Origin of the sequence: Rhizobium mayense (assembly GCF_030272705.1) — a bacterium.
Taxonomy (GTDB): Bacteria; Pseudomonadota; Alphaproteobacteria; order Rhizobiales; family Rhizobiaceae; genus Rhizobium; species Rhizobium mayense.
The window spans coordinates 145,611-163,238 of record NZ_JARFYM010000005.1; the positions used below are offsets into that span (position 1 = coordinate 145,611).

Annotated in this window: 17 protein-coding genes; 8 read left to right on the forward strand and 9 right to left on the reverse strand. The window is 61.5% G+C overall.

Annotated elements, in window-relative coordinates:
* Positions 1-341 precede the first annotated feature (341 nt).
* From PY649_RS09535 to PY649_RS09555, 5 genes are all read right to left on the reverse strand, one after another.
* A complete protein-coding gene (locus PY649_RS09535; RefSeq protein ID WP_285868050.1) occupies positions 342-1,082 on the reverse strand; it encodes an SDR family oxidoreductase in 741 nt (246 codons plus the stop codon).
* A gap of 145 nt (positions 1,083-1,227) precedes the next feature.
* Complete coding sequence (locus PY649_RS09540; protein ID WP_285868051.1) at positions 1,228-1,902, reverse strand: hypothetical protein; 675 nt, start codon at positions 1,900-1,902, stop codon at positions 1,228-1,230.
* Between the two features lie 98 nt (positions 1,903-2,000).
* Entirely contained in the window at positions 2,001-3,557 is a 1,557-nt protein-coding gene (locus PY649_RS09545) for an MDR family MFS transporter (RefSeq protein ID WP_285868052.1), read from the reverse strand.
* The gene (locus tag PY649_RS09550; protein ID WP_285868053.1) at positions 3,554-3,964 is read right to left on the reverse strand and encodes a MarR family winged helix-turn-helix transcriptional regulator; all 411 of its coding nucleotides are present in this window, start codon (positions 3,962-3,964) and stop codon (positions 3,554-3,556) included. The genes PY649_RS09545 and PY649_RS09550 overlap by 4 nt, the downstream gene beginning before the upstream one ends.
* Positions 3,965-4,114: 150 nt before the next feature.
* Positions 4,115-5,062, reverse strand: coding sequence for an SDR family oxidoreductase (locus PY649_RS09555; protein ID WP_285868054.1), 948 nt, complete (start codon positions 5,060-5,062; stop codon positions 4,115-4,117).
* 213 nt (positions 5,063-5,275) lie between these two features.
* Here PY649_RS09555 and PY649_RS09560 point away from each other — a divergent pair, with 213 nt between their 5' ends.
* A complete protein-coding gene (locus PY649_RS09560) occupies positions 5,276-5,974 on the forward strand; it encodes a class I SAM-dependent methyltransferase (protein ID WP_285868055.1) in 699 nt (232 codons plus the stop codon).
* A gap of 14 nt (positions 5,975-5,988) precedes the next feature.
* Complete coding sequence (locus PY649_RS09565; protein ID WP_285868056.1) at positions 5,989-6,642, forward strand: TetR family transcriptional regulator; 654 nt, start codon at positions 5,989-5,991, stop codon at positions 6,640-6,642.
* A gap of 2 nt (positions 6,643-6,644) precedes the next feature.
* Here PY649_RS09565 and PY649_RS09570 read toward each other — a convergent pair whose 3' ends face one another.
* On the reverse strand, positions 6,645-7,574 hold the full coding sequence (locus PY649_RS09570; RefSeq protein WP_285868057.1) for a LysR family transcriptional regulator: 930 nt from the start codon (positions 7,572-7,574) through the stop codon (positions 6,645-6,647).
* Positions 7,575-7,705: 131 nt separating this feature from the next.
* Here PY649_RS09570 and PY649_RS09575 point away from each other — a divergent pair, with 131 nt between their 5' ends.
* Positions 7,706-8,554, forward strand: a complete 849-nt coding sequence (locus tag PY649_RS09575; RefSeq protein ID WP_285868058.1) for an oxidoreductase — start codon at positions 7,706-7,708, stop codon at positions 8,552-8,554.
* Between the two features lie 28 nt (positions 8,555-8,582).
* Positions 8,583-9,464 (forward strand): aldo/keto reductase, encoded by an 882-nt coding sequence (locus PY649_RS09580; RefSeq protein WP_285868059.1) that lies wholly within the window; start codon positions 8,583-8,585, stop codon positions 9,462-9,464.
* A gap of 58 nt (positions 9,465-9,522) precedes the next feature.
* On the opposite strand, the gene PY649_RS09585 is transcribed toward PY649_RS09580, so the two are convergent.
* Complete coding sequence (locus tag PY649_RS09585) at positions 9,523-10,431, reverse strand: LysR family transcriptional regulator (RefSeq protein WP_285868060.1); 909 nt, start codon at positions 10,429-10,431, stop codon at positions 9,523-9,525.
* Between the two features lie 109 nt (positions 10,432-10,540).
* On the opposite strand from PY649_RS09585, the gene PY649_RS09590 reads away from it, so the two are divergent.
* The 4 genes from PY649_RS09590 (at position 10,541) to PY649_RS09605 (ending at position 15,628) form a co-directional block, all read left to right on the forward strand.
* Entirely contained in the window at positions 10,541-11,374 is an 834-nt protein-coding gene (locus tag PY649_RS09590) for an SDR family oxidoreductase (protein ID WP_285868061.1), read from the forward strand.
* 435 nt (positions 11,375-11,809) lie between these two features.
* The gene (locus PY649_RS09595; RefSeq protein WP_285868062.1) at positions 11,810-13,114 is read left to right on the forward strand and encodes an alpha/beta hydrolase; all 1,305 of its coding nucleotides are present in this window, start codon (positions 11,810-11,812) and stop codon (positions 13,112-13,114) included.
* A gap of 131 nt (positions 13,115-13,245) precedes the next feature.
* Positions 13,246-14,493, forward strand: a complete 1,248-nt coding sequence (locus tag PY649_RS09600) for an NAD(P)/FAD-dependent oxidoreductase (RefSeq protein ID WP_285868063.1) — start codon at positions 13,246-13,248, stop codon at positions 14,491-14,493.
* Positions 14,494-14,590: 97 nt separating this feature from the next.
* On the forward strand, positions 14,591-15,628 hold the full coding sequence (locus PY649_RS09605; protein WP_285868064.1) for a 4-hydroxyproline epimerase: 1,038 nt from the start codon (positions 14,591-14,593) through the stop codon (positions 15,626-15,628).
* Positions 15,629-15,844: 216 nt separating this feature from the next.
* Here the strand turns inward: PY649_RS09605 and PY649_RS09610 are convergent, their stop codons facing one another.
* Positions 15,845-16,279, reverse strand: a complete 435-nt coding sequence (locus PY649_RS09610; RefSeq protein ID WP_285868065.1) for an RbsD/FucU family protein — start codon at positions 16,277-16,279, stop codon at positions 15,845-15,847.
* The gene (locus tag PY649_RS09615; RefSeq protein ID WP_285868066.1) at positions 16,263-17,510 is read right to left on the reverse strand and encodes an ROK family transcriptional regulator; all 1,248 of its coding nucleotides are present in this window, start codon (positions 17,508-17,510) and stop codon (positions 16,263-16,265) included. Before PY649_RS09615 ends, PY649_RS09610 begins: the two co-directional genes overlap by 17 nt.
* Between the last annotated feature and the right edge of the window lie 118 nt (positions 17,511-17,628).

The window sequence follows — 17,628 nt, forward strand, 5'->3', positions numbered from 1 at the left end:
TACTACGCTTTTGCTGGGGAACTGTTTTCGTCACGACCGCTGTAGGCATGATTGAAATCCTTTGGAATGACAGAGGCGTCAGGGAATTTCACGAAAATGTGATCCCCGTTCACACTTTTGTCATCTCGTCCAAAAGGGGAGGAACATCCTACGATTGGTTACCTCATTCTTCATTCGGATGTAGGGTTGTGCTGACGCCAGCATGCGGTCTCAGGAAGGATGGCGGGGGCGGTTCCGCGGGCGCGGCGAGGGATCATTTCTTCCCGATGCCATCACCGTCCGGCGGCACCGTTGTCGGCGCGCTTGATGGCTCGACGACCCATTTGGGGCTTGGTTGATCTCTACTGCCTGTTCCCCGTCGTCACACCACCGTCGCAGATGAACTCCGCGCCGGTGGAGTAAGCGGACGCATCCGAAGCGAGAAAGAGGACCATTTCCGCGACCTCGCGCGCAGTGCCGAGACGGTTGATCAGCTGGCGTGCCGCAAAGGCGTCGATGCCCTCCTGGTCGAGAAACGGGTCGATCATCGGCGTTTCGATCAGGCCGGGATGCACGGAATTGACACGGATGCCGTATCGGGCGAATTCGTTGGCGGCGACCTTTGTCATGCCGCGCACGGCGAATTTCGAGGCGACATAGGCGACATTGTTGGCCGGGCCGCGGATGCCGGCCGTGGACGATATGTTGACGATGCTGCCGCCGGTATTCTTCATCAGCCTGACGGCGGTTTTCATGCCGAGGAACACGCCGGTCTGATTGACCGCGATCACCTCTTCGTACATGTCGAGCGAGCATGCCTCGATCGGTGCGCGCCGCAGGATGGCTGCGTTGTTCACGAGGATTTGCAAGGCCCCGAAATTCCTTTCGATGGCGGCGATGGCGTCGTTCCAATCCGCTTCGCTTGCCACGTTGAGCGGTACGTATAGGCCGCCAATCTCTTTAGCGAGCTTGCGGCCCTGGTCATGGATCACGTCGGCCAAGACGACCTTGGCGCCCTCTGCTGCGAAGAGGCGGGCCTCTTCCGCGCCCATCCCCCGCGCCGCGCCGGAAATCAGCGCAACCTTGCCGTCCAACCTGCCCATGCCATGCCTCCCTGTCTGCAAGCCGTTTGGTAGCGATCAGTAAGGCACGGCCAAAGCAGGTAGGGCAAGGAGGTCGCCGAAAAATGAACTGTGAGAGGTTGTCGAATCTAGGATTTCTCGGCGGCCTAGATGTCACCTGCCACGATCAGGCGCTCGCCTTGTCGGCTGCCGCGGATGCATCTGAACTCGATGCATTTGTATCTGAGGTAGCCGATGCCGACGGCCAGGTGATGTAGTAATACTGCGATCCGACCTGGCCGAAATAGGCTTCGCTGCCGGTGGTCTTGTCGACGAAGCTGCCGTCCGTGTTCTTGACGAAGGTTCCATCGGAGCCGCGTTCGAGATGAGCTTTCAGGAAGTCGTTCCAATCGCTGGTGGGGATGGTGTCGGCGGTCTTGCTGGTCATGCCCTGCTCGCTGGCGGCATTGACGTCCCAAGCCTTGATCGAAGCGCCCTTCGTCGGGTCGGAAACCGTCAGCGTACCGTTGTCGAGGGCATCGAGCATCGCCTGTGCCTGGCCTCCCGTACCTTCGCTTTTGACCGCGTCCTGCAGGTTCTGTTTCAGAAGATCCATGAACGAACTGCTGGTCAAATCCGGATCGGGCTGGGCTGCCGTATTGTCGGTCTGATTTGCCGACAGGCCGTTGAGCATGTTCGTGAGCGATGCCTGTGACTGCGACGGCAGGTTGGAGAGATCGCTGCCGCTGCTGCTGCCCAACAGAGGGTCGCTGCTCGAATCCTGCGACGGATCAGGCGTCTGCAGCAGCTGCAGCGCCATTTGCGATGCGAGCAATCGGGTGGTGGTCAGTGCGGAGACCATAGGTCGTTCCTTCCCAATGTGGCTGGTGAGCGGGCGGTGCTCATCACATGATGCCGTCGATTGTAAGATGAAGGACTTACCTGGGGCTTGTGATGGCCTCAGCGCGCAGGCTGAGCGCCATCGCCATGATGAGTCCTTAGCGGCAATTCGGGCAGGAACAGCAGCACGACCAATGCCACCGCCACGATGGCGGTTCCGGTGGCGAAAGTCATGGCGATGGCGTGGCGGTAAAGCGCTATTGCCGCGGCATGGGCTTCCGGCGACGCGGTGGCGAGTTGCCGGAGGCCGCTTTCGGTCAGCGACGACATGTCGAGGCTGCCGGACGGCCCCGTCGCCTGCCGCACGCGATACGCCAGGATCGCGCCGGAGCCGGTGACGCCGATGAGACCGCCGAGCGAGCGGAAGAAGGCAAGCGTTGCCGTGCCAACGCCGCGATGAGCATAGGGCAGGGCGTTCTGCACCGCGATCGTCATGTTCGGCATCACCAGGCCAAGTCCGAGACCAAGCGCGAAGACCGAGGGTTCGATGATGCCAAAGCCTTGGCTGGTGGCGGCTGCCCAGGCGAGCACCGCGAAAGCCACCGTGGCGAGGGTGAGGCCGAAAAGCTGGGCCGGCTTGTAGCGACCGGAGCGTTGCAGCAGCACGCGACCGTTGACGATCGAGGAGATGACCACGCCGATCATCAGCGGCCCGGTCAGGAGGCCGGAACGCGAGGGGCTGACGCCCATCACCATCTGGAAGAACAGCGGGAAGAACAGCGTCGCCCCAAGCATGCCCATGAAGGTTAGCGCCAGCACGACGCAGGCGACGACGAACAGTCTGTTGCGGAAAAGGTCAAGCGGCAATACCGGCTCCGGCTCGTGACGGATATGAAGGACAAAGAGGATGCCGAGGACCAGGGCACCGGTCGCAAGACCGATAATCTGCGGTGAATTCCAGGCCCATTCATTGCCGCCGAGTGCGAGTGCCAGCAGGAAGCCCGTCGTGCATGCGGTCAGCAGCACCGCGCCGAGATAATCGATGCGGCGGCTGCGCGCCTGATGCGGCCGTTTCAGGGCCCGGCCGATCATGACGAGCGCCACCGCGCCGATCGGCAGGTTGACGTAGAAGATCCAATGCCAGGAGAGGAGATCGGTGATGATGCCGCCGACGATCGGTCCGAGGATGCTGCAAACGGCAAAGACGGCGACGATCGAGCCCTGATTGCGGCCGCGTTTGGCCGGCGGCACGAGGTCGCCGATGATGATCTGCGCCAGGGGCATCAGCCCGCCGGCACCAAGTCCCTGAATGGCGCGGAAGATGATGAGCTGTAGCAGCGTCTGCGCCATGCCGCTCAACACCGAGCCGAGGAGAAAGATCAGGATCGCAGCATAGATCATGGGCTTGCGGCCATATTGGTCGCTGAGCTTGCCATAAAGCGGCATGGTGCTGGTCGAGGCCAGCACATAGGCACTGACCACCCAGGACAGATGTGTGACACCGCCGAGATCGCTGACGATGCGCGGCAGGGCGGTCGCGACGATGCTCTGGTCGATGGCACCGAGGCCGAGAACAATCATCAGGCCGAGAATGACGGCGCGGATTTCGCGGCGATCGGGTGCATCGCCTTCGGTTGGCTCCGGTTTCGGAGCGGCTTTTTGAATTTGTGCGGTCACTGTCCGATGTCCCCGAGCGGGCCGATGGCGGCGCAGATGGCGGCGCGCGCCTCAGGCGATAATTTGGCGAGTTCGAAGGCGAGCCAGTCGGTTCGCCGCTGTTTTATGCCTTTAATCAGAGCCCGTCCCTTGTCCGTGGCGACGAGACCGCTGCGCCGCCTGTCTTCGGGATCGGGAGCGGCGCGGGCGACGAGGCCTTCGCGCTCCATCGCCTTGATGTGTCCCGATATTGTCGGCCCGCGCAGTTTCTCCAGCCGCGCCAGCTCCGCGACGCCAATGCCCGGCTGCCGCAGGATGGCGACGAGGAGAAGAGCCTGCAGCGGCGAAATGCCGGGGTCTTCGACCTCGCGCCGCAACTGCCGATAGAGGCGATGCAGGGCGGGGCGCAATGCTTCAGCAAGCGCCATGGCCTCTTCTAGGTCCTGGAGATGTCCGGTTTCGCGCATGGTCAAAAAAGATAGATAGGCTTCCTATCTATCTACATAACTCACGATTCCGCATTGCGCAAGCGATCGAAGCCTTGGAAGGATTCCGCTCCGGTGGGGAAGAGATGACCGCTACGCCATGACAGGTGCCGGCATCCTCAGCCCGGTCAGCTGCTCAGACACCTGCCAAAGACGCCGCCAGATGGCTTTATTTTGTGCATACGGCACGATCTTGGCTCGCACAGGCGGCCCCTTCAATTCATAAAAGCCATCGGGACCGTACATGACGCCGCCCTCTGCGTCGGGCGACGTCGCGGCGAAAAGCGTCGGTAACGCACCTGCCGCGGCGGACTGCGACAGGACCGGTTCCATCAATTTGCCGAACCGTTCAAGAAGGCCCGGCCTATCGCGACCCATGCGCGGGCCGGTGCTTTGCAGGCCGGTAACGGCGAAACCAGGATGGGCGGCCGTGCTCATCAGGCTCCAGCCCTCGGCGCAGGCGATCCGGTCGAATTCGAGGCTGAACATCAGCGTCGCCAGCTTCGACTGGCAATAGGCGCGCCAGGAACTGTAGCTCTTCTTCCATTGCAGATCGTCGAAATTGATCTTGCCGCTGCGGTGCGCCAGGCTGCTGACGGTAACCACACGCGGGTTCGCAGCGGCGAGGACTTTCGGCAGCAGCCTCATGTTCAGGGCGAAATGACCGAAATAATTGGCTCCCATCTGCATCTCGAAACCATCTTCCGTTTCATGCCTGTCCGGAATGGCCATGACGCCGGCATTGTTGATGAGCAGGTCGATCTGCGGCACGGAAGCACTGATGCGCTTGGCGGCGCGGGCAACGGAATCGAGGCTGGCGAGATCGAGCGGCTCGAAGGTGACGTCTGCGCCAGCCGTTGCCGCGCGGATTTCGGCCAGCACTTCGGCACCTTTGCGTTCGTTGCGCGAGGCTATGATCACCTTGGCGCCGGCACCCGCCAGTGCTTTGGCGGTTTCGTAGCCGATGCCGCTGGTGGCACCGGTGACGAGGGCGATGCGGCCAACCTGCGAGGGAATGTCTTTCACGGTCCAATTCGGCATGAGGATCTCCGGAGAGCAATTTCAGATATTCTGTATCTGGTACATTATTGCATTTAATGCAAAAATACAATAGATAAAGCACAGCTCGCGATTATGGCTTGCATATCAGCAATATTGGCCGCGCAATTGCCCGCCGTGCCTTCGAATTGCCACGCTGCTCGGACGTGAATCGCGTCCATATTCGATATCTTTGCTGCAGATTGGATTCCTGGAATGACGACAAAGACGACATGTGCCGATTTCGTTCAGTTCTTCCGCTCCTGGGTGAGCGATCCGATGCGTGTCGCGGCGATCGCGCCGTCCGGCGAGCGGTTGGCCCGGCTGATGACGCAGGAGATCGAGCCGCTCAATGGCCCGATCCTTGAGCTCGGCCCCGGCACCGGCGTCTTCACGCGTGCGCTGCTCGCCCGCGGCATCCCTGAAACTGACCTGACGTTGATCGAATTCGGCGAGGAATTTGCCGTCCGGCTGCGCGGCCGCTTTCCCGAGGCGCGCGTGGTGCAAATGGATGCGGCTCAGCTCGCACAATGCGGCCTGTTTGCCGATGCACCCTTCGGCGCCGTCGTCAGCGGCCTCCCGTTGCTCTCTATGTCTCCGGACAAGATCGCCGCGATCATCGGCGGTGCCTTTGCGACGATGAGGTCCGGCGCTGTCTTCTATCAGTTCACTTACGGCCCACGCTGTCCGGTGCCGCGGCCGATCCTCGATCGTCTCGGCCTGAAAGCGGCGCGCGTCGGCAGCACGGTACGCAACATTCCGCCGGCTGGCGTCTACCGGATTTCGCGCAGAAAATCGTTAGAGATCTCGATCGATCGCTCCAAATATCCTAGCAGGGAAGAGAATGCCGGAATCGCGGTTCCTGCTGCGGAGACCGGTGCGGCCGACATGGAACGGCCGGAAGCGGGTGCGTAGAGTGGGGGGAGTTCATGGCGGATGTGAAAGAGATCGACGGCGAAGTGAAGGAAGGTCGGCGCGAACGCAAGCGCCGCCAGACGCGCGAGCGCATCGAGGCGGTGGCCCTGACGCTGTTCCTTGAACGCGGCTTCGACGGCACGACGATCGAGGACATCACCGAGGCCGCCGATGTCTCCAAGCGCAGCTTCTTCGATTATTTTCCGAGCAAGGAAGAGGTGGTTTTCGCCTGGCAAGACAGCTTCTCCGGCGATCTGGCCGATGCCATCGCTGCGCAGCCCAAGGATGCATCGATCGTCGAAGTCATTGAGGGCGCTCTAAGCTCGGCGCTGCTTGCCGCCACGTCGGATCCGCAGCGCCTCGCCTTGGCAGCCTTGATCCGCGATACGCCGGCGCTTTGCGCCCGCGATCAGTTGAAATATGCCAAACTGGAACGAAAGCTGACGGATGCGCTTTTCGCTCGCTCCGGTGGCGGCGAAGAGGAGCGGTTCCGCCTGCGCCTGCTGTCGACGATCGTCGTCAGCGCGCTGCGCATCGGTGGGGAGCGCTGGAACGAAGGGCCGCGGGAGCTGTCGCTACAGGATTTCGCCCGTCACGTGCTCGAACAGCTCTGGACCGCACTTGCCGATCTCGGCAGTTTGTTGCGGCAACGCAAACCCAATCGTTGATTTTAGGTCAGGGCACCTGCCGTTTGCGGAGGTTCGACGTGCCGCCGCTGGCGCAGGAAGTCGATCAACGCCCGGAGTTTCGCCGGCACGCGGCGCCGGTCGGGGTAATATAGCGTCAGGCCGGCGAGCGCCGGACTCCAGTCGGAGAGGATGCGTACCAGCCGCCCGTCGTCGAGAAAGCGGTCGATATAGCCGTTGATCATGTAGGCGATGCCGATGCCGTCGAGTGCTGCCTGCGTCAGCGCCGCGGAATCGTTGAGGATCAGCCGGCCGTTGACGGCAAGCTCGATCTTCTCGCCACCCTTTTCGAATTCCCATCGCTCGACTTGGCCGCTGGATGAATGGCGAAAGCCGATGCAATTGTGGTTGAGGAGATCGCGCGGATGTTTCGGAATTCCGTGTCGGCCGAGATAGCTGGGCGCGGCAATGATATGGGCCGATATCGCCGGGCCGATCTTCACCGCCACCATGTCGCGCTGCACCAGATCGCCAAAGCGGATGCCGGCATCGAAGCCTTGGCCGACGATATCGACCAACGACCCCTCGATGCGCACCTCCAACTCGATTTCCGGATAGGCATCGAGGAAATCGCGCAGGATCGGTTGAAGCGCGATCATATAGCCGGCGCGCGCCACGTTGATGCGCAGCAGTCCGGCCGGCCTGTCGACGGACTCGCCAAGCTCCTGGGCAGCGGCGGTGAGATCATGCACGGCGGGAACGACGCGTTCGAGATAGCGCAAGCCAGCCTCGGTCAGGCTGACGCTGCGGGTGGTGCGGTTGAAGAGCGCCAGCCGCATCCGGCCCTCCAGCTTGCTGATCGACTGGCTGACCGCCGAGGGCGACACGCCGAGACGCACGGCCGCCGCTGAAAAGCTCTTTTCCTCTGCGACGATGACGAAGGTCACCAGCCCGTCCAACACGTCCTGCCGCATGTATGCTCTCCGAACGATTCACTTTTGCTGGAAATTAATCAGTTTTTCTAAAAAGGTCATCTCCGATTGATGAGATTATCGAAAATGTCGCCTTGGCCTATGTTGACCTCATTCAACAGGGAGATATCGCCATGTCCGACACAAAATCCGATACCAAGACCTTTTTCATCACCGGCGTTTCCTCGGGCTTCGGGCGGGCGCTTGCCGAGGCCGCTCTTGCCGCGGGCCATAAGGTTGTCGGCACACTGCGCAAGGAAGCCGACCGCGCCGCGTTCGAAGCGCTGAAACCGGGCTTTGCCTTCGGCAAGCTGCTCGACGTCACCGACACCGCCGCCATCGCGCCCGCCGTCGCTGCGGTCGAAAACGAGATCGGCCCGATCGACGTTCTCGTCAACAATGCCGGCTATGGGCATGAAGGTCTGGTCGAGGAATCGACGATCGACGAGTTGCGCCGCCAGTTCGAAGTCAATGTCTTCGGGCCTGTTGCCGTCATCCAGGCGGTATTGCCCTATATGCGCAAGCGCCGGGCCGGCCACATCCTCAACATCACATCGATGGGCGGCCTCATCACGCTTCCCGGCATTTCCTTCTATCACGGCAGCAAGTTCGCGCTGGAGGGGATTTCCGAAAGCCTCGGGAAAGAGGTCAAGAGCTTCGGCATTCATGTGACCGCCATCGAGCCCGGCGGCTTCCGCACCGATTGGGCCGGCCGTTCGATGGTGCGCGCCGAGCGCTCGATCCCCGATTATGACGAAGTCTTCGAACCGCTTCGTCAGCGCCGCCTCGAACGCAGCGGCAAACAGCCCGGCGACCCGAAGAAGGCTGCGCAAGTTATGCTGCAGCTCATTGCATCCGACAAACCGCCGACCCATCTCCTGTTAGGCCGCGACGCCATCAGTCTCGTTCGCGAAAAGCTTGGCCTGCTGAAAAGCGAGTTCGACGCCTGGGAACAAGTCTCGGCTTCTACGGATTTTGAATAACGTCAACCAAACTACAGGGACGAAAACCATGTCAGATTTCAACGCAGCCAAGTCCGGTCAATTCAAGATCGGCGGGGATCTCACCGTCAATCGCCTGGGCTTCGGCGCAATGCGCATCACCGGCTCCGGCATCTGGGGCGAGCCGGAGGATCACGACGAAGCCGTCCGCACTCTCAAGCGCCTCCCGGATCTCGGCATCGACTTTATCGATACGGCCGATTCCTACGGTCCCGACGTTTCCGAACGTCTGATCAAGGAAGCGCTGCACCCTTACGACAACAAGGTTGTGATCGCCACCAAGGGAGGGCTGACCCGCACTGGGCCTAACCTCTGGGTTCCCGTCGGCCGCCCGGAGTATCTGATCCAGCAGGCGCATAAGAGCCTGCGCAATCTCGGTGTCGAACAGATCGATCTCTGGCAACTTCACCGCATCGACCCCAAGGTGCCGGCAGCCGAACAGTTCGATGCGGTCAAGTCGCTGCTCGATGCCAAGATTATCCGCCATGCAGGCGTCAGCGAAGTGTCAGTCTCCGACATCGAAGCCGCTTCGAAGTACTTCAAGGTGGTGACGGTGCAGAACCGCTATAATCTCGTCGACCGCACCAGCGAAGACGTGCTCGATTATTGCGCAAAGCACAATATCGGCTTCATCCCCTGGTTCCCGCTTGCTGCCGGCGATCTCGCCAAGGAGGGCTCGTTGCTCGATATCATCGCGAAGAAGCACGGCGCTGCTCCGAGCCAGATCGCCCTCGCCTGGGTTCTGAAGCGCAGCCCCGTCATGCTGCCGATCCCCGGCACCGGCAAGGTCAAGCATCTCGAAGAGAACACTGCGGCGGTAAACATCACGCTGTCCGATGAAGAGTTCTCCGCGCTCGATGCCGAAGGCAACAAGGCATTTGCCGCTAGTTGACGGCTGCCTTAAATAAATAAATGAGTGAAGGGGCGGTCGCTGACGAAGCGGCCGCCGCTTATGCTTTGGTCATCTCCCGGATGACGCCGACAAACGCCTTGAGCCCTGCCGGCACATGGCGATGTCTCGGGTAGTACAGGCATATTCCCGGAAACGGCGGCGTCCAGTCTTCCAGCAGGTGGACGAGCTTGCCCTCGGCGAGACCGAGTGCCGCGGTGCGTTCGGTCATGTAACCGATGCCGGCGCCGCCGAGCACGGCTTCCAGCATCAGCTCGGCACTCTGCAGTGTCATCGGCCCTTGAACGTCGAGACGGATTTCCTGGCCATGGCGTTCGAATTCCCAGCGATAGACCGTGCCGCTCGGCAGGCGCAGGCGGATACAGTCATGCGCCAGCAGATCCTGCGGCGTCTCCGGCCGCCCGCGTTTTTCGATATAAGAACGGGCGGCGGTGACGATCAGCCGCTCCTCGGCTTTCAGCATCACGGCAACCATGTCCTGCGGCACGGTTTCGGCAATGCGGATGCCCGCATCGAAGCCATCGGCAACGATGTCGATCATCTTGCCCTCGGTGACGATGTCGACATGCACGTCGGGAAAGCGCCGATGAAATTCCAACACGAAGGGCATCAGCAGTCCGCGCGCCGCGCCCTCGGCGGTGTTGATGCGCAGTGTTCCTGTCGGCGTGGCGCGGAATTGGTTGACCGCTTCCATCGCATCCGAAATCTCCCTGAGCGCCGGGCCCACCCGGCTCAGAAACTCCTCGCCCGCCTCCGTCAGCGAGACACTGCGGGTGGTGCGATTGAAGAGCTTTACGCCCATTCGCGCCTCCAGCGTCGCGATCGCGTGGCTAAGTGCGGAGGCCGACATGCCGAGTTCGCGGGCGGCTACGCGAAAATTCCGCGCCGCGGCAACGGCAGCCACGGCGTTCAATTCCACAAGGCCGGTCTTCTGCCCAGTTTTGCTCATTGTACGATTTCTCTCATCACCGCATGCCACAATATGCCGCTTATTCGCATAGTTCTAACGCATTATCTCTTGCCCGAAAGCGAATCCTTCGAGCGAGAAAGGCAAGACGATGCAAAAAACAGTTCTAATCACCGGCGCGTCCTCCGGAATCGGCAAGGCGTCAGCCAAACTCTTCCACGGCAAGGGCTGGAACGTCGTCGCCACCATGCGATCGCCTGATAAGGAGACCGAGCTGACAGCGCTCGACGATGTGCTAGTCACCTGGCTCGACGTCTCCGATCAGCAAAGCATCGCAGCCGCAGTCAGCGCCGGCATCGACCGTTTCGACAGAATCGACGCGCTGGTCAATAATGCCGGCTATGGTCAATACGGCGTCTTCGAAGGCGTGCCGCCGGAAAAGATCAGGCAGCAGTTCGACGTCAATGTCTTCGGCGTCATGGACGTCACGCGTGCCATCCTGCCGCACTTGCGTGCCAACAGAGCGGGCACGATCGTAAATGTCAGCTCCGGCGCCGGCCTCTTCACCCTGCCGATGATCTCGCTCTATTGCGCCAGCAAGTTTGCGCTGGAAGGATTTACCGAGGCGCTGGCCTATGAGCTGCTCGACCTCAATATCGGCGTCAAGCTGGTCATTCCGCATGGCGGTGTCAGCGAAACCAGGTTCAGCCAGCGCTCCGCCGAGGACAATGCCCTTGCCGACATGCCTGCCGATTATGCGCCGTTCGTCGCCAATATGGCAAAGGCCTTCACCAATATGACCGCAGCCCGCAAGATCACGTCCGCCGATGTCGCCGATGTCATCTACGAATCAGTGACGGATGGGAGTGATCGCCTGCGTTATCTCATCGGCGATGATGCCCGCGGATTCATCAGGGCACGCCGCGAAATGACGGATCACGACTATGTGAAATTCATGCGTTCGTATTTTGCGGCTGTAAAATAGGCGCTGAAATGCTCGAATTGCAGGTGATATGCGGCATTTGCGGTCCATGAGGATAGAAGCTTTGCATTTCGTGCATTGCTGCATTGCGAAAGCCGGTCTGTTAATGCCTGCCCGGCAGTTATATCTACCCCCTCGAAGGCAGCGCATCTCCTCCTCCCAGCGCTCCTTCATAGATTGGCAACACTCCTCCTCCTCCCAGTTGCCAATCCGGATCAAGAGCCCGATGCATCCTCCTCCCGCATCGGGCTCTTTTTATTTCTCCTGTTTGTCCAAATTCTCCCCGGCCACTTTCTTCCAACCCACCGTTGCGCCTTTGCCTCGCCGCGACGAATTAGCATTACATCACGTTGCGAAGACGGCGAACGCGGCTTGCGCCATGACCTTCCATGCTTAGAGTGCCGCGACATCGAAGCTGTGATGAAGAGGGTCTGCGCGATGCGGCGCATGGAAGATGCTGGCAAATGGGGAAAGACCTTCTTCCGGGCTATCGTAGTCGTCGCAGCGCTGTCCTTGACCGCCTGTGGCGGCCGTCCCATCGGTGTCATGAAGCCGGTAGTCGAAAATGTTCCGGGCACCTCCAAGGTCGATCTGCTGGTCGCCACCACCCGTCTGCCGGACAAGAATCCGGCGATCCTGTTTTCCGGAGAACGCGGTCCTGATCTGAAGGTGGATGCCATCACCGTCTCGATCCCGCCGGAGGCCAATCGCAAGGTCGGCCAAGTGCAATGGCCGAGCCGGCTGCCCGGCGATCCCCTAAAGAATTTCGTCACGACCTCGGTACAGCCGATGATGAGTGTGGCCGACGATCATGCCTGGCTGCGCACGCATCTGCCGAAGAGCAAGCGCGTGCTGATTTTTGTGCACGGCTTCAACAATCGCTATGAGGATTCGGTCTATCGCTTCGCACAGATCGTCCATGATTCCCATGCCGATGTCGCGCAGGTCGTTTTCACCTGGCCGTCGCGCGCCAGCATTTTCGACTATGCCTACGACAAGGAAAGCGCCAACTATTCCCGCGATGCGCTGGAGGAGCTACTACATCGCGCTGCCTCCAACCCGTCTGTCGGCGATGTCACCGTCATGGCCCACTCCATGGGCACCTGGCTTGCTGTCGAAGCTCTGAGGCAGATGGCAATCCGCGACGGCCGTGTCGCACCGAAGATCAAGAACGTTATCCTCGCGTCTCCTGACCTCGACGTGAATGTCTTCGGTCAGCAATTTACAGCGCTCGGTAAGGACCCGCCGCATTTCACCCTGTTCGTCTCGCGAGACGACCGCGCGCTATCGCTGTCGCGCCGCATCTCCGGCAATGTCGACCGCCTTGGCCAGATCGACCCGACCGTCGAGCCCTATCGCAGCGCGCTGGAAAAGCACGGCATCACCGTGCTCGATCTCACCAAGCTCAAGACCGGCGACAGTCTGAACCACGGCAAATTCGCCGAGAGCCCGGAGGTGGTCAAGCTGATCGGCGACCGTTTGATCGAGGGCCAGACGATCACCGATTCCGATGTCGGCATTGGCGAAGCGGTCGGCGCGGTCGCCATCGGCGCGGCTCAGACGGTCGGCAGCGCGGCCAGTGTGGCCGTTAGCGCGCCGATCGCAATCTTCGATCCGCGCACGCGCCAGAACTATGGGGAGCAGATCCGCCGTCTCGGTGCGTCTGCCGGCAATACCGTCGGCTCCGTTGGCGATAGCGTCCAGACGACCGGCAGCAACGTCGGGGCTGCAGTCGGCCAATAGATCGCCGCCGGAGAGCCGCAAAAAGATCGTAGCCAGTCGAATCGATCTGATATATCACAGAGTCGGAATGTCGGACCAGGCCGCTTGAGAGCGGCCCGCAGCCCTACGACATTCTGCAGGTGGATTTGCGGATGAACGAGAGTAAGCGGACAGTCATTGTTGTCGGCGCCGGCGTTATTGGCGCGGCGATCGCCTTTGAATTGCAGCGGCGCGGACGGCAGGTGACGCTGGTGGACAAGGGCGAGCCAGGGCAGGGCGCTTCCTTCGGCAATATGGCGAGCATCGCACTCGATTTCGCAGCCAATTCCGGCCCGTCCACCTGGGCGAAAATTCCCGGCTGGCTGCTGGACCCGGAAGGTCCGGTTTGGCTCAGGCCCTCCTATGCGCCGAAGATGCTGCCCTGGTTCCTGCGTTTCGTCTCTGCCGGCCGGCCCTCCCGCGTAAGGGAGATCGAAGATGCAGGCATGAGCCTGTCCCGTCCTGCGCTCGGCGATTTCAGGAGGATGCTGGATGCCATCGGCGCGCCGGATCTGATGACGGAAGAAGGCTGCCTGGCTATCTACGAGACCGAGTCGGAGTTTTCCGGCGATCGCGGTCATATCAAGCTGATGCGGCGCTACGGTTTCGAGCACAAGGTTCTCTCCGGCGCGGAAATCCGCGATTACGAGCCGGCGCTGTCGCCGAAAATTGCCAAGGCGGTGCTGCTGCCGGACAATAAGTCGATCCGCAATCCCTATCAGCTTGTCCTCGAGCTGGTGGACGCGGCAAAGGCTCTCGGCGCTACCTTCGTCTCCGGCGCGGTCAAGACGGTGGAACGTCAGGCCAATGGCGCCACGGCCTTGCTTTTCGAAGACGGAAGGCGGCTGGAGGCCAACGATGTCGTGCTCGCCGCCGGCGTCCGCACGCGCTTCATTGCCTCCGCGCTTGGCGAGCCGATCCCGCTCGAGACCGAGCGCGGCTATCATACGCAGATCATGAAGCCCGGCATCGCCATGCGCTATTCGATCATCTGGCCGCATCGTGCCTTCATGGTGACCCCAACGGCCGGTGGCATTCGCGTCGGCGGCAACGTCGAATTGGCGGGCCTCGATGCGCCCCCGGATTTTCGTCGCCCGCGCATCCTCGTCCGTCACGCCCAGCGGGCGCTGCCCGGTCTGCAGGTTGAAGACGCCAAGGACTGGATGGGCCATCGCCCGGCGCTGCCCGACACGATCCCGATCATCTCGCCATCCTCGCGCATTCCCGGCGTCTGGTATGCCACCGGCCACGGCCATCTGGGGCTGACTTTTTCGGCGACGACAGCAAGGTTGATGGCCGATATGATGGCCGGCGTCACGCCCGAGGTCGATATGGCCCCGTTCCGCATCAATCGCTACTAGGAGCGTTCCTGCGCTCCGATGGTGCCGGACATATCACAGGATAGAATATTCGCATCGACGGCGGCATCGCCCGCCAGGTTTGATTGGAGCATATGAGATGAGATGGAAGCGCACGATCCAGTTGCTGGATGTTCATTGCGAAGGGGAAATCGGCAAGGTTGCCATCGGCGGCGTGCCGAAGATCCCGGGCAATAGCATTGCCGAGCAGTTGCATTGGTTAAACACCGATCCGAAGGGCCAGGAGCTGCGTCGTTTCCTGGTGCTCGAGCCGCGCGGCGCGCCGATCGGCTCCGTCAACTTGTTGCTGCCCGCAAAACATCCCGAAGCCGATGCCGGCTTCATCATCCTGCAGCCGGATCAGGCGCATGCGAGCTCTGGCTCCAATTCGATCTGCGTGACGACAGCCTTGCTCGAATCCGGCGTCGTCGAGATGAAGGAGCCGGAAACGGTCGTCACGCTCGACACGGCTGCCGGTCTGGTGCGGGCGACCGCGACCTGCCGCGACGGCCGCTGCGAGAAGGTCCGGCTCACCATGGTTCCGTCCTTCGTGCATGAGCTGGATGTCGAGCTCGACACGCCGCAGTGGGGCCGGATCAAGCTCGATCTCTGCTATGGCGGCATCTTCTATGCGCTCGTCGATGTCGGCCAGATCGGTTTGACGATCGAAAAGTCCAATGCGGCAGCCCTCGTTCAGGCTGGCATGGTTCTCAAGGATGCGATCAATCGGACGATGTCCGTGGTTCACCCGGAGATCCCGGCAATCTCAGGCGTCGCCTATGTGATGTTCCGCGACATCGATGCCGACGGCGCCATCCGCACCTGCACGACGATGTGGCCCGGCCGCGCCGACCGCTCGCCCTGCGGCACCGGCAACTCCGCCAATCTGGCGACGCTGCACGCCCGCGGCAAGGCCAAGGTCGGCGATGTCTTCAAGTCCCGCTCGATCATCGGCTCGGAATTCGAGGTCGGCCTGCAGGCGGTGACGGAAGTTGCCGGAAAGCCCGCCATCATCCCCACCATCACCGGCCGTGGCTTCACCTTCGGTCTGTCGCAGGTGGCGCTCGATCCCTTCGATCCGATGGCCAATGGCTTTGCCATGACGGATGTCTGGGGGCCGTCGGCTGGGGATATCTGAGGGCAGACAGGGAGCGGCTTCTTGACGTCGTATAGAGAGTTCGGCCCCTCACGCTAACCCTCTCCCCGTTGTGACGGGGAGAGGGGACGACCTTCGACCCTCGTCTGAGCAAGTGGCTGGGGATGGGAGGCTGCGGTCGCGTCTATCACCTTCTCCCCGCAGGCGGGGAGAAGGTGGCCCAAGGCCGGATGAGGGGCTTTCTACCCAGCGCCCTCTTTATCCCTTCGGATAGATCACGCCCTTGCGCAAAATAATGTTCCCATAAAGCCGTGGCTCGCCGGTCTGCACTAGCGCATGTGCGTGCTTCACCCGCTCGTAGAATTCCGCCGGCAGTAACGGCACGACCTTGATGTCGCGAGCATGCCGGGCACAAACGTCGATCATCTCCGCATGCACCGGATCGACAGCGTCGCGGTCCTGCTTCACCGTCGCGCGCAAAATCGCCTGCGGTACGAAATCGTCGATCGGCAACACGCTGAGTACGGCATCGAGCACACGGACGACGCCGTGGCCATCGAGGCGGATCAGGCGGCGCGCATGTTCGAGACCTGGATAATTGCCGTCGACGAGGGCGATTTCATCGCCGTGGCCCATGGCGCGCAACGTCGCCAGCAAGTCGGGGCTCAACAGCGGGTCAATGCCCTTCAGCATGGTCTATCTCCTTGAAGAGTATGTTCTGGTCGATCAGGTAACGCGCGAAGATCGGCAGGCTGGCACCGCCGATGGCACGCGCCTGCGGCCCCACCGCGCCTTCGATAATCTCGGGCATCACGACGCCCTGAAGGTCGAGTTCCGAGGCCGCTTTGATGGTGGCGCGAACGACCCGTTCGCGCACCCAGCCCGGAAAGCCGCCGTCGATGATCGCGGCACTGAAATCGATGATGGAGGCGGCGGCAACGATCGCCTGCGCCAGCGCCTTGGCCGTATCCTGGATCCAGGTTTCGAGGGGCGCGCCGAAATCGATCCAGTTGTCAGCGGAATACCAGAGCGGCCGAGGATCGAAGCCGGCTTCGCGCAAGTAATTTTCCAGAACGTAGATCGAAGCGATGTCGAGCAGCTGCCGGGTTTCGCCGTTGCGCCCGCGCACGGGCAAGGGGCCGAGCGCGCCTGCCGTTCCGGTCCGCCCGACGAAGATCGACGAGTTCAGAACGATGCCGCCGCCGAGGAAGGAACCGATGAAAAGATAAACGAAATCCGGATAGCGCGGGCCGACGCCGAAAACGAGCTCGGCCCCGCAGGCGCTAGTCGCGTCGTTCTGCAGATAGACGAGATAGGGCACGTGGGCAGCAACTTCCGCCTGCAAGTCGAAGCCGCGCCAAGCCTCCATGGCTCCCTCAGGCGCGCCGACTTCCTCCGCCCAATTCCAGAGCTCGAAGGGGGCGGCGATGCCGACCCCGGCAAGCTTGCGGCGCTCCTCACTGCTGAGGCGTGTTTCAAGCTCTTGAATGCCGGATGTGACGAAGGACATGATGTCCTGCGGCAGCGGGTAAGGGTAGATTTGGTGAAGCTGCATCCGTATGCTCCCGACGAAATCCATCAGCACGAGATCCGCACTTCGCCGGCCGATCTTGACGCCGAAGGAGAGCACCGCATCCGGATTAAGTCGCATCGGAATGGAAGGCTGCCCCACGCGCCCGCGCACGGGTTCGCCGCGCGACAGCAGGCCATCCTTCTCCAGCGCCCGCATGATGACGGAGACGGTCTGCGCCGACAGACCGCTGCGCCGAGCGATTTCCGCCTTCGATAGGGCGCCGTGGCGGCGTACGAGCGAGAGCACCAGCCGTTCGTTATGAGCGCGCACGCGCACCTGGTTCGCACCGCCACTGGGGTCGAGAATCAAGGGTGATGTTGGCGTTTCCGCCGGGTCTTGCAGGGGAGACATTGGCCCGCTCCTTCCATCATGGCCATGCCCTATTTTCCAGCAAAATGCCACATCCAATTAATAATTCAATCAGATTTATTTATTGACAGGACGAAATCTTTAGGCTCAGATGTAGGCG

Bases quoted from the DNA above. Each gene is read 5' to 3' on its own strand.
- PY649_RS09535 (WP_285868050.1), bottom strand. From the start codon at position 1,082: ATGGGCAGGTTGGACGGCAAGGTTGCGCTGATTTCCGGCGCGGCGCGG.
- PY649_RS09540 (WP_285868051.1), bottom strand. From the start codon at position 1,902: ATGGTCTCCGCACTGACCACCACCCGATTGCTCGCATCGCAAATGGCG.
- PY649_RS09550 (WP_285868053.1), bottom strand. From the start codon at position 3,964: ATGGCGCTTGCTGAAGCATTGCGCCCCGCCCTGCATCGCCTCTATCGG.
- PY649_RS09555 (WP_285868054.1), bottom strand. From the start codon at position 5,062: ATGCCGAATTGGACCGTGAAAGACATTCCCTCGCAGGTTGGCCGCATC.
- PY649_RS09560 (WP_285868055.1), top strand. From the start codon at position 5,276: ATGACGACAAAGACGACATGTGCCGATTTCGTTCAGTTCTTCCGCTCC.
- PY649_RS09565 (WP_285868056.1), top strand. From the start codon at position 5,989: ATGGCGGATGTGAAAGAGATCGACGGCGAAGTGAAGGAAGGTCGGCGC.
- PY649_RS09570 (WP_285868057.1), bottom strand. From the start codon at position 7,574: ATGCGGCAGGACGTGTTGGACGGGCTGGTGACCTTCGTCATCGTCGCA.
- PY649_RS09575 (WP_285868058.1), top strand. From the start codon at position 7,706: ATGTCCGACACAAAATCCGATACCAAGACCTTTTTCATCACCGGCGTT.
- PY649_RS09580 (WP_285868059.1), top strand. From the start codon at position 8,583: ATGTCAGATTTCAACGCAGCCAAGTCCGGTCAATTCAAGATCGGCGGG.
- PY649_RS09585 (WP_285868060.1), bottom strand. From the start codon at position 10,431: ATGAGCAAAACTGGGCAGAAGACCGGCCTTGTGGAATTGAACGCCGTG.
- PY649_RS09590 (WP_285868061.1), top strand. From the start codon at position 10,541: ATGCAAAAAACAGTTCTAATCACCGGCGCGTCCTCCGGAATCGGCAAG.
- PY649_RS09595 (WP_285868062.1), top strand. From the start codon at position 11,810: ATGCGGCGCATGGAAGATGCTGGCAAATGGGGAAAGACCTTCTTCCGG.
- PY649_RS09600 (WP_285868063.1), top strand. From the start codon at position 13,246: ATGAACGAGAGTAAGCGGACAGTCATTGTTGTCGGCGCCGGCGTTATT.
- PY649_RS09605 (WP_285868064.1), top strand. From the start codon at position 14,591: ATGAGATGGAAGCGCACGATCCAGTTGCTGGATGTTCATTGCGAAGGG.
- PY649_RS09610 (WP_285868065.1), bottom strand. From the start codon at position 16,279: ATGCTGAAGGGCATTGACCCGCTGTTGAGCCCCGACTTGCTGGCGACG.
- PY649_RS09615 (WP_285868066.1), bottom strand. From the start codon at position 17,510: ATGTCTCCCCTGCAAGACCCGGCGGAAACGCCAACATCACCCTTGATT.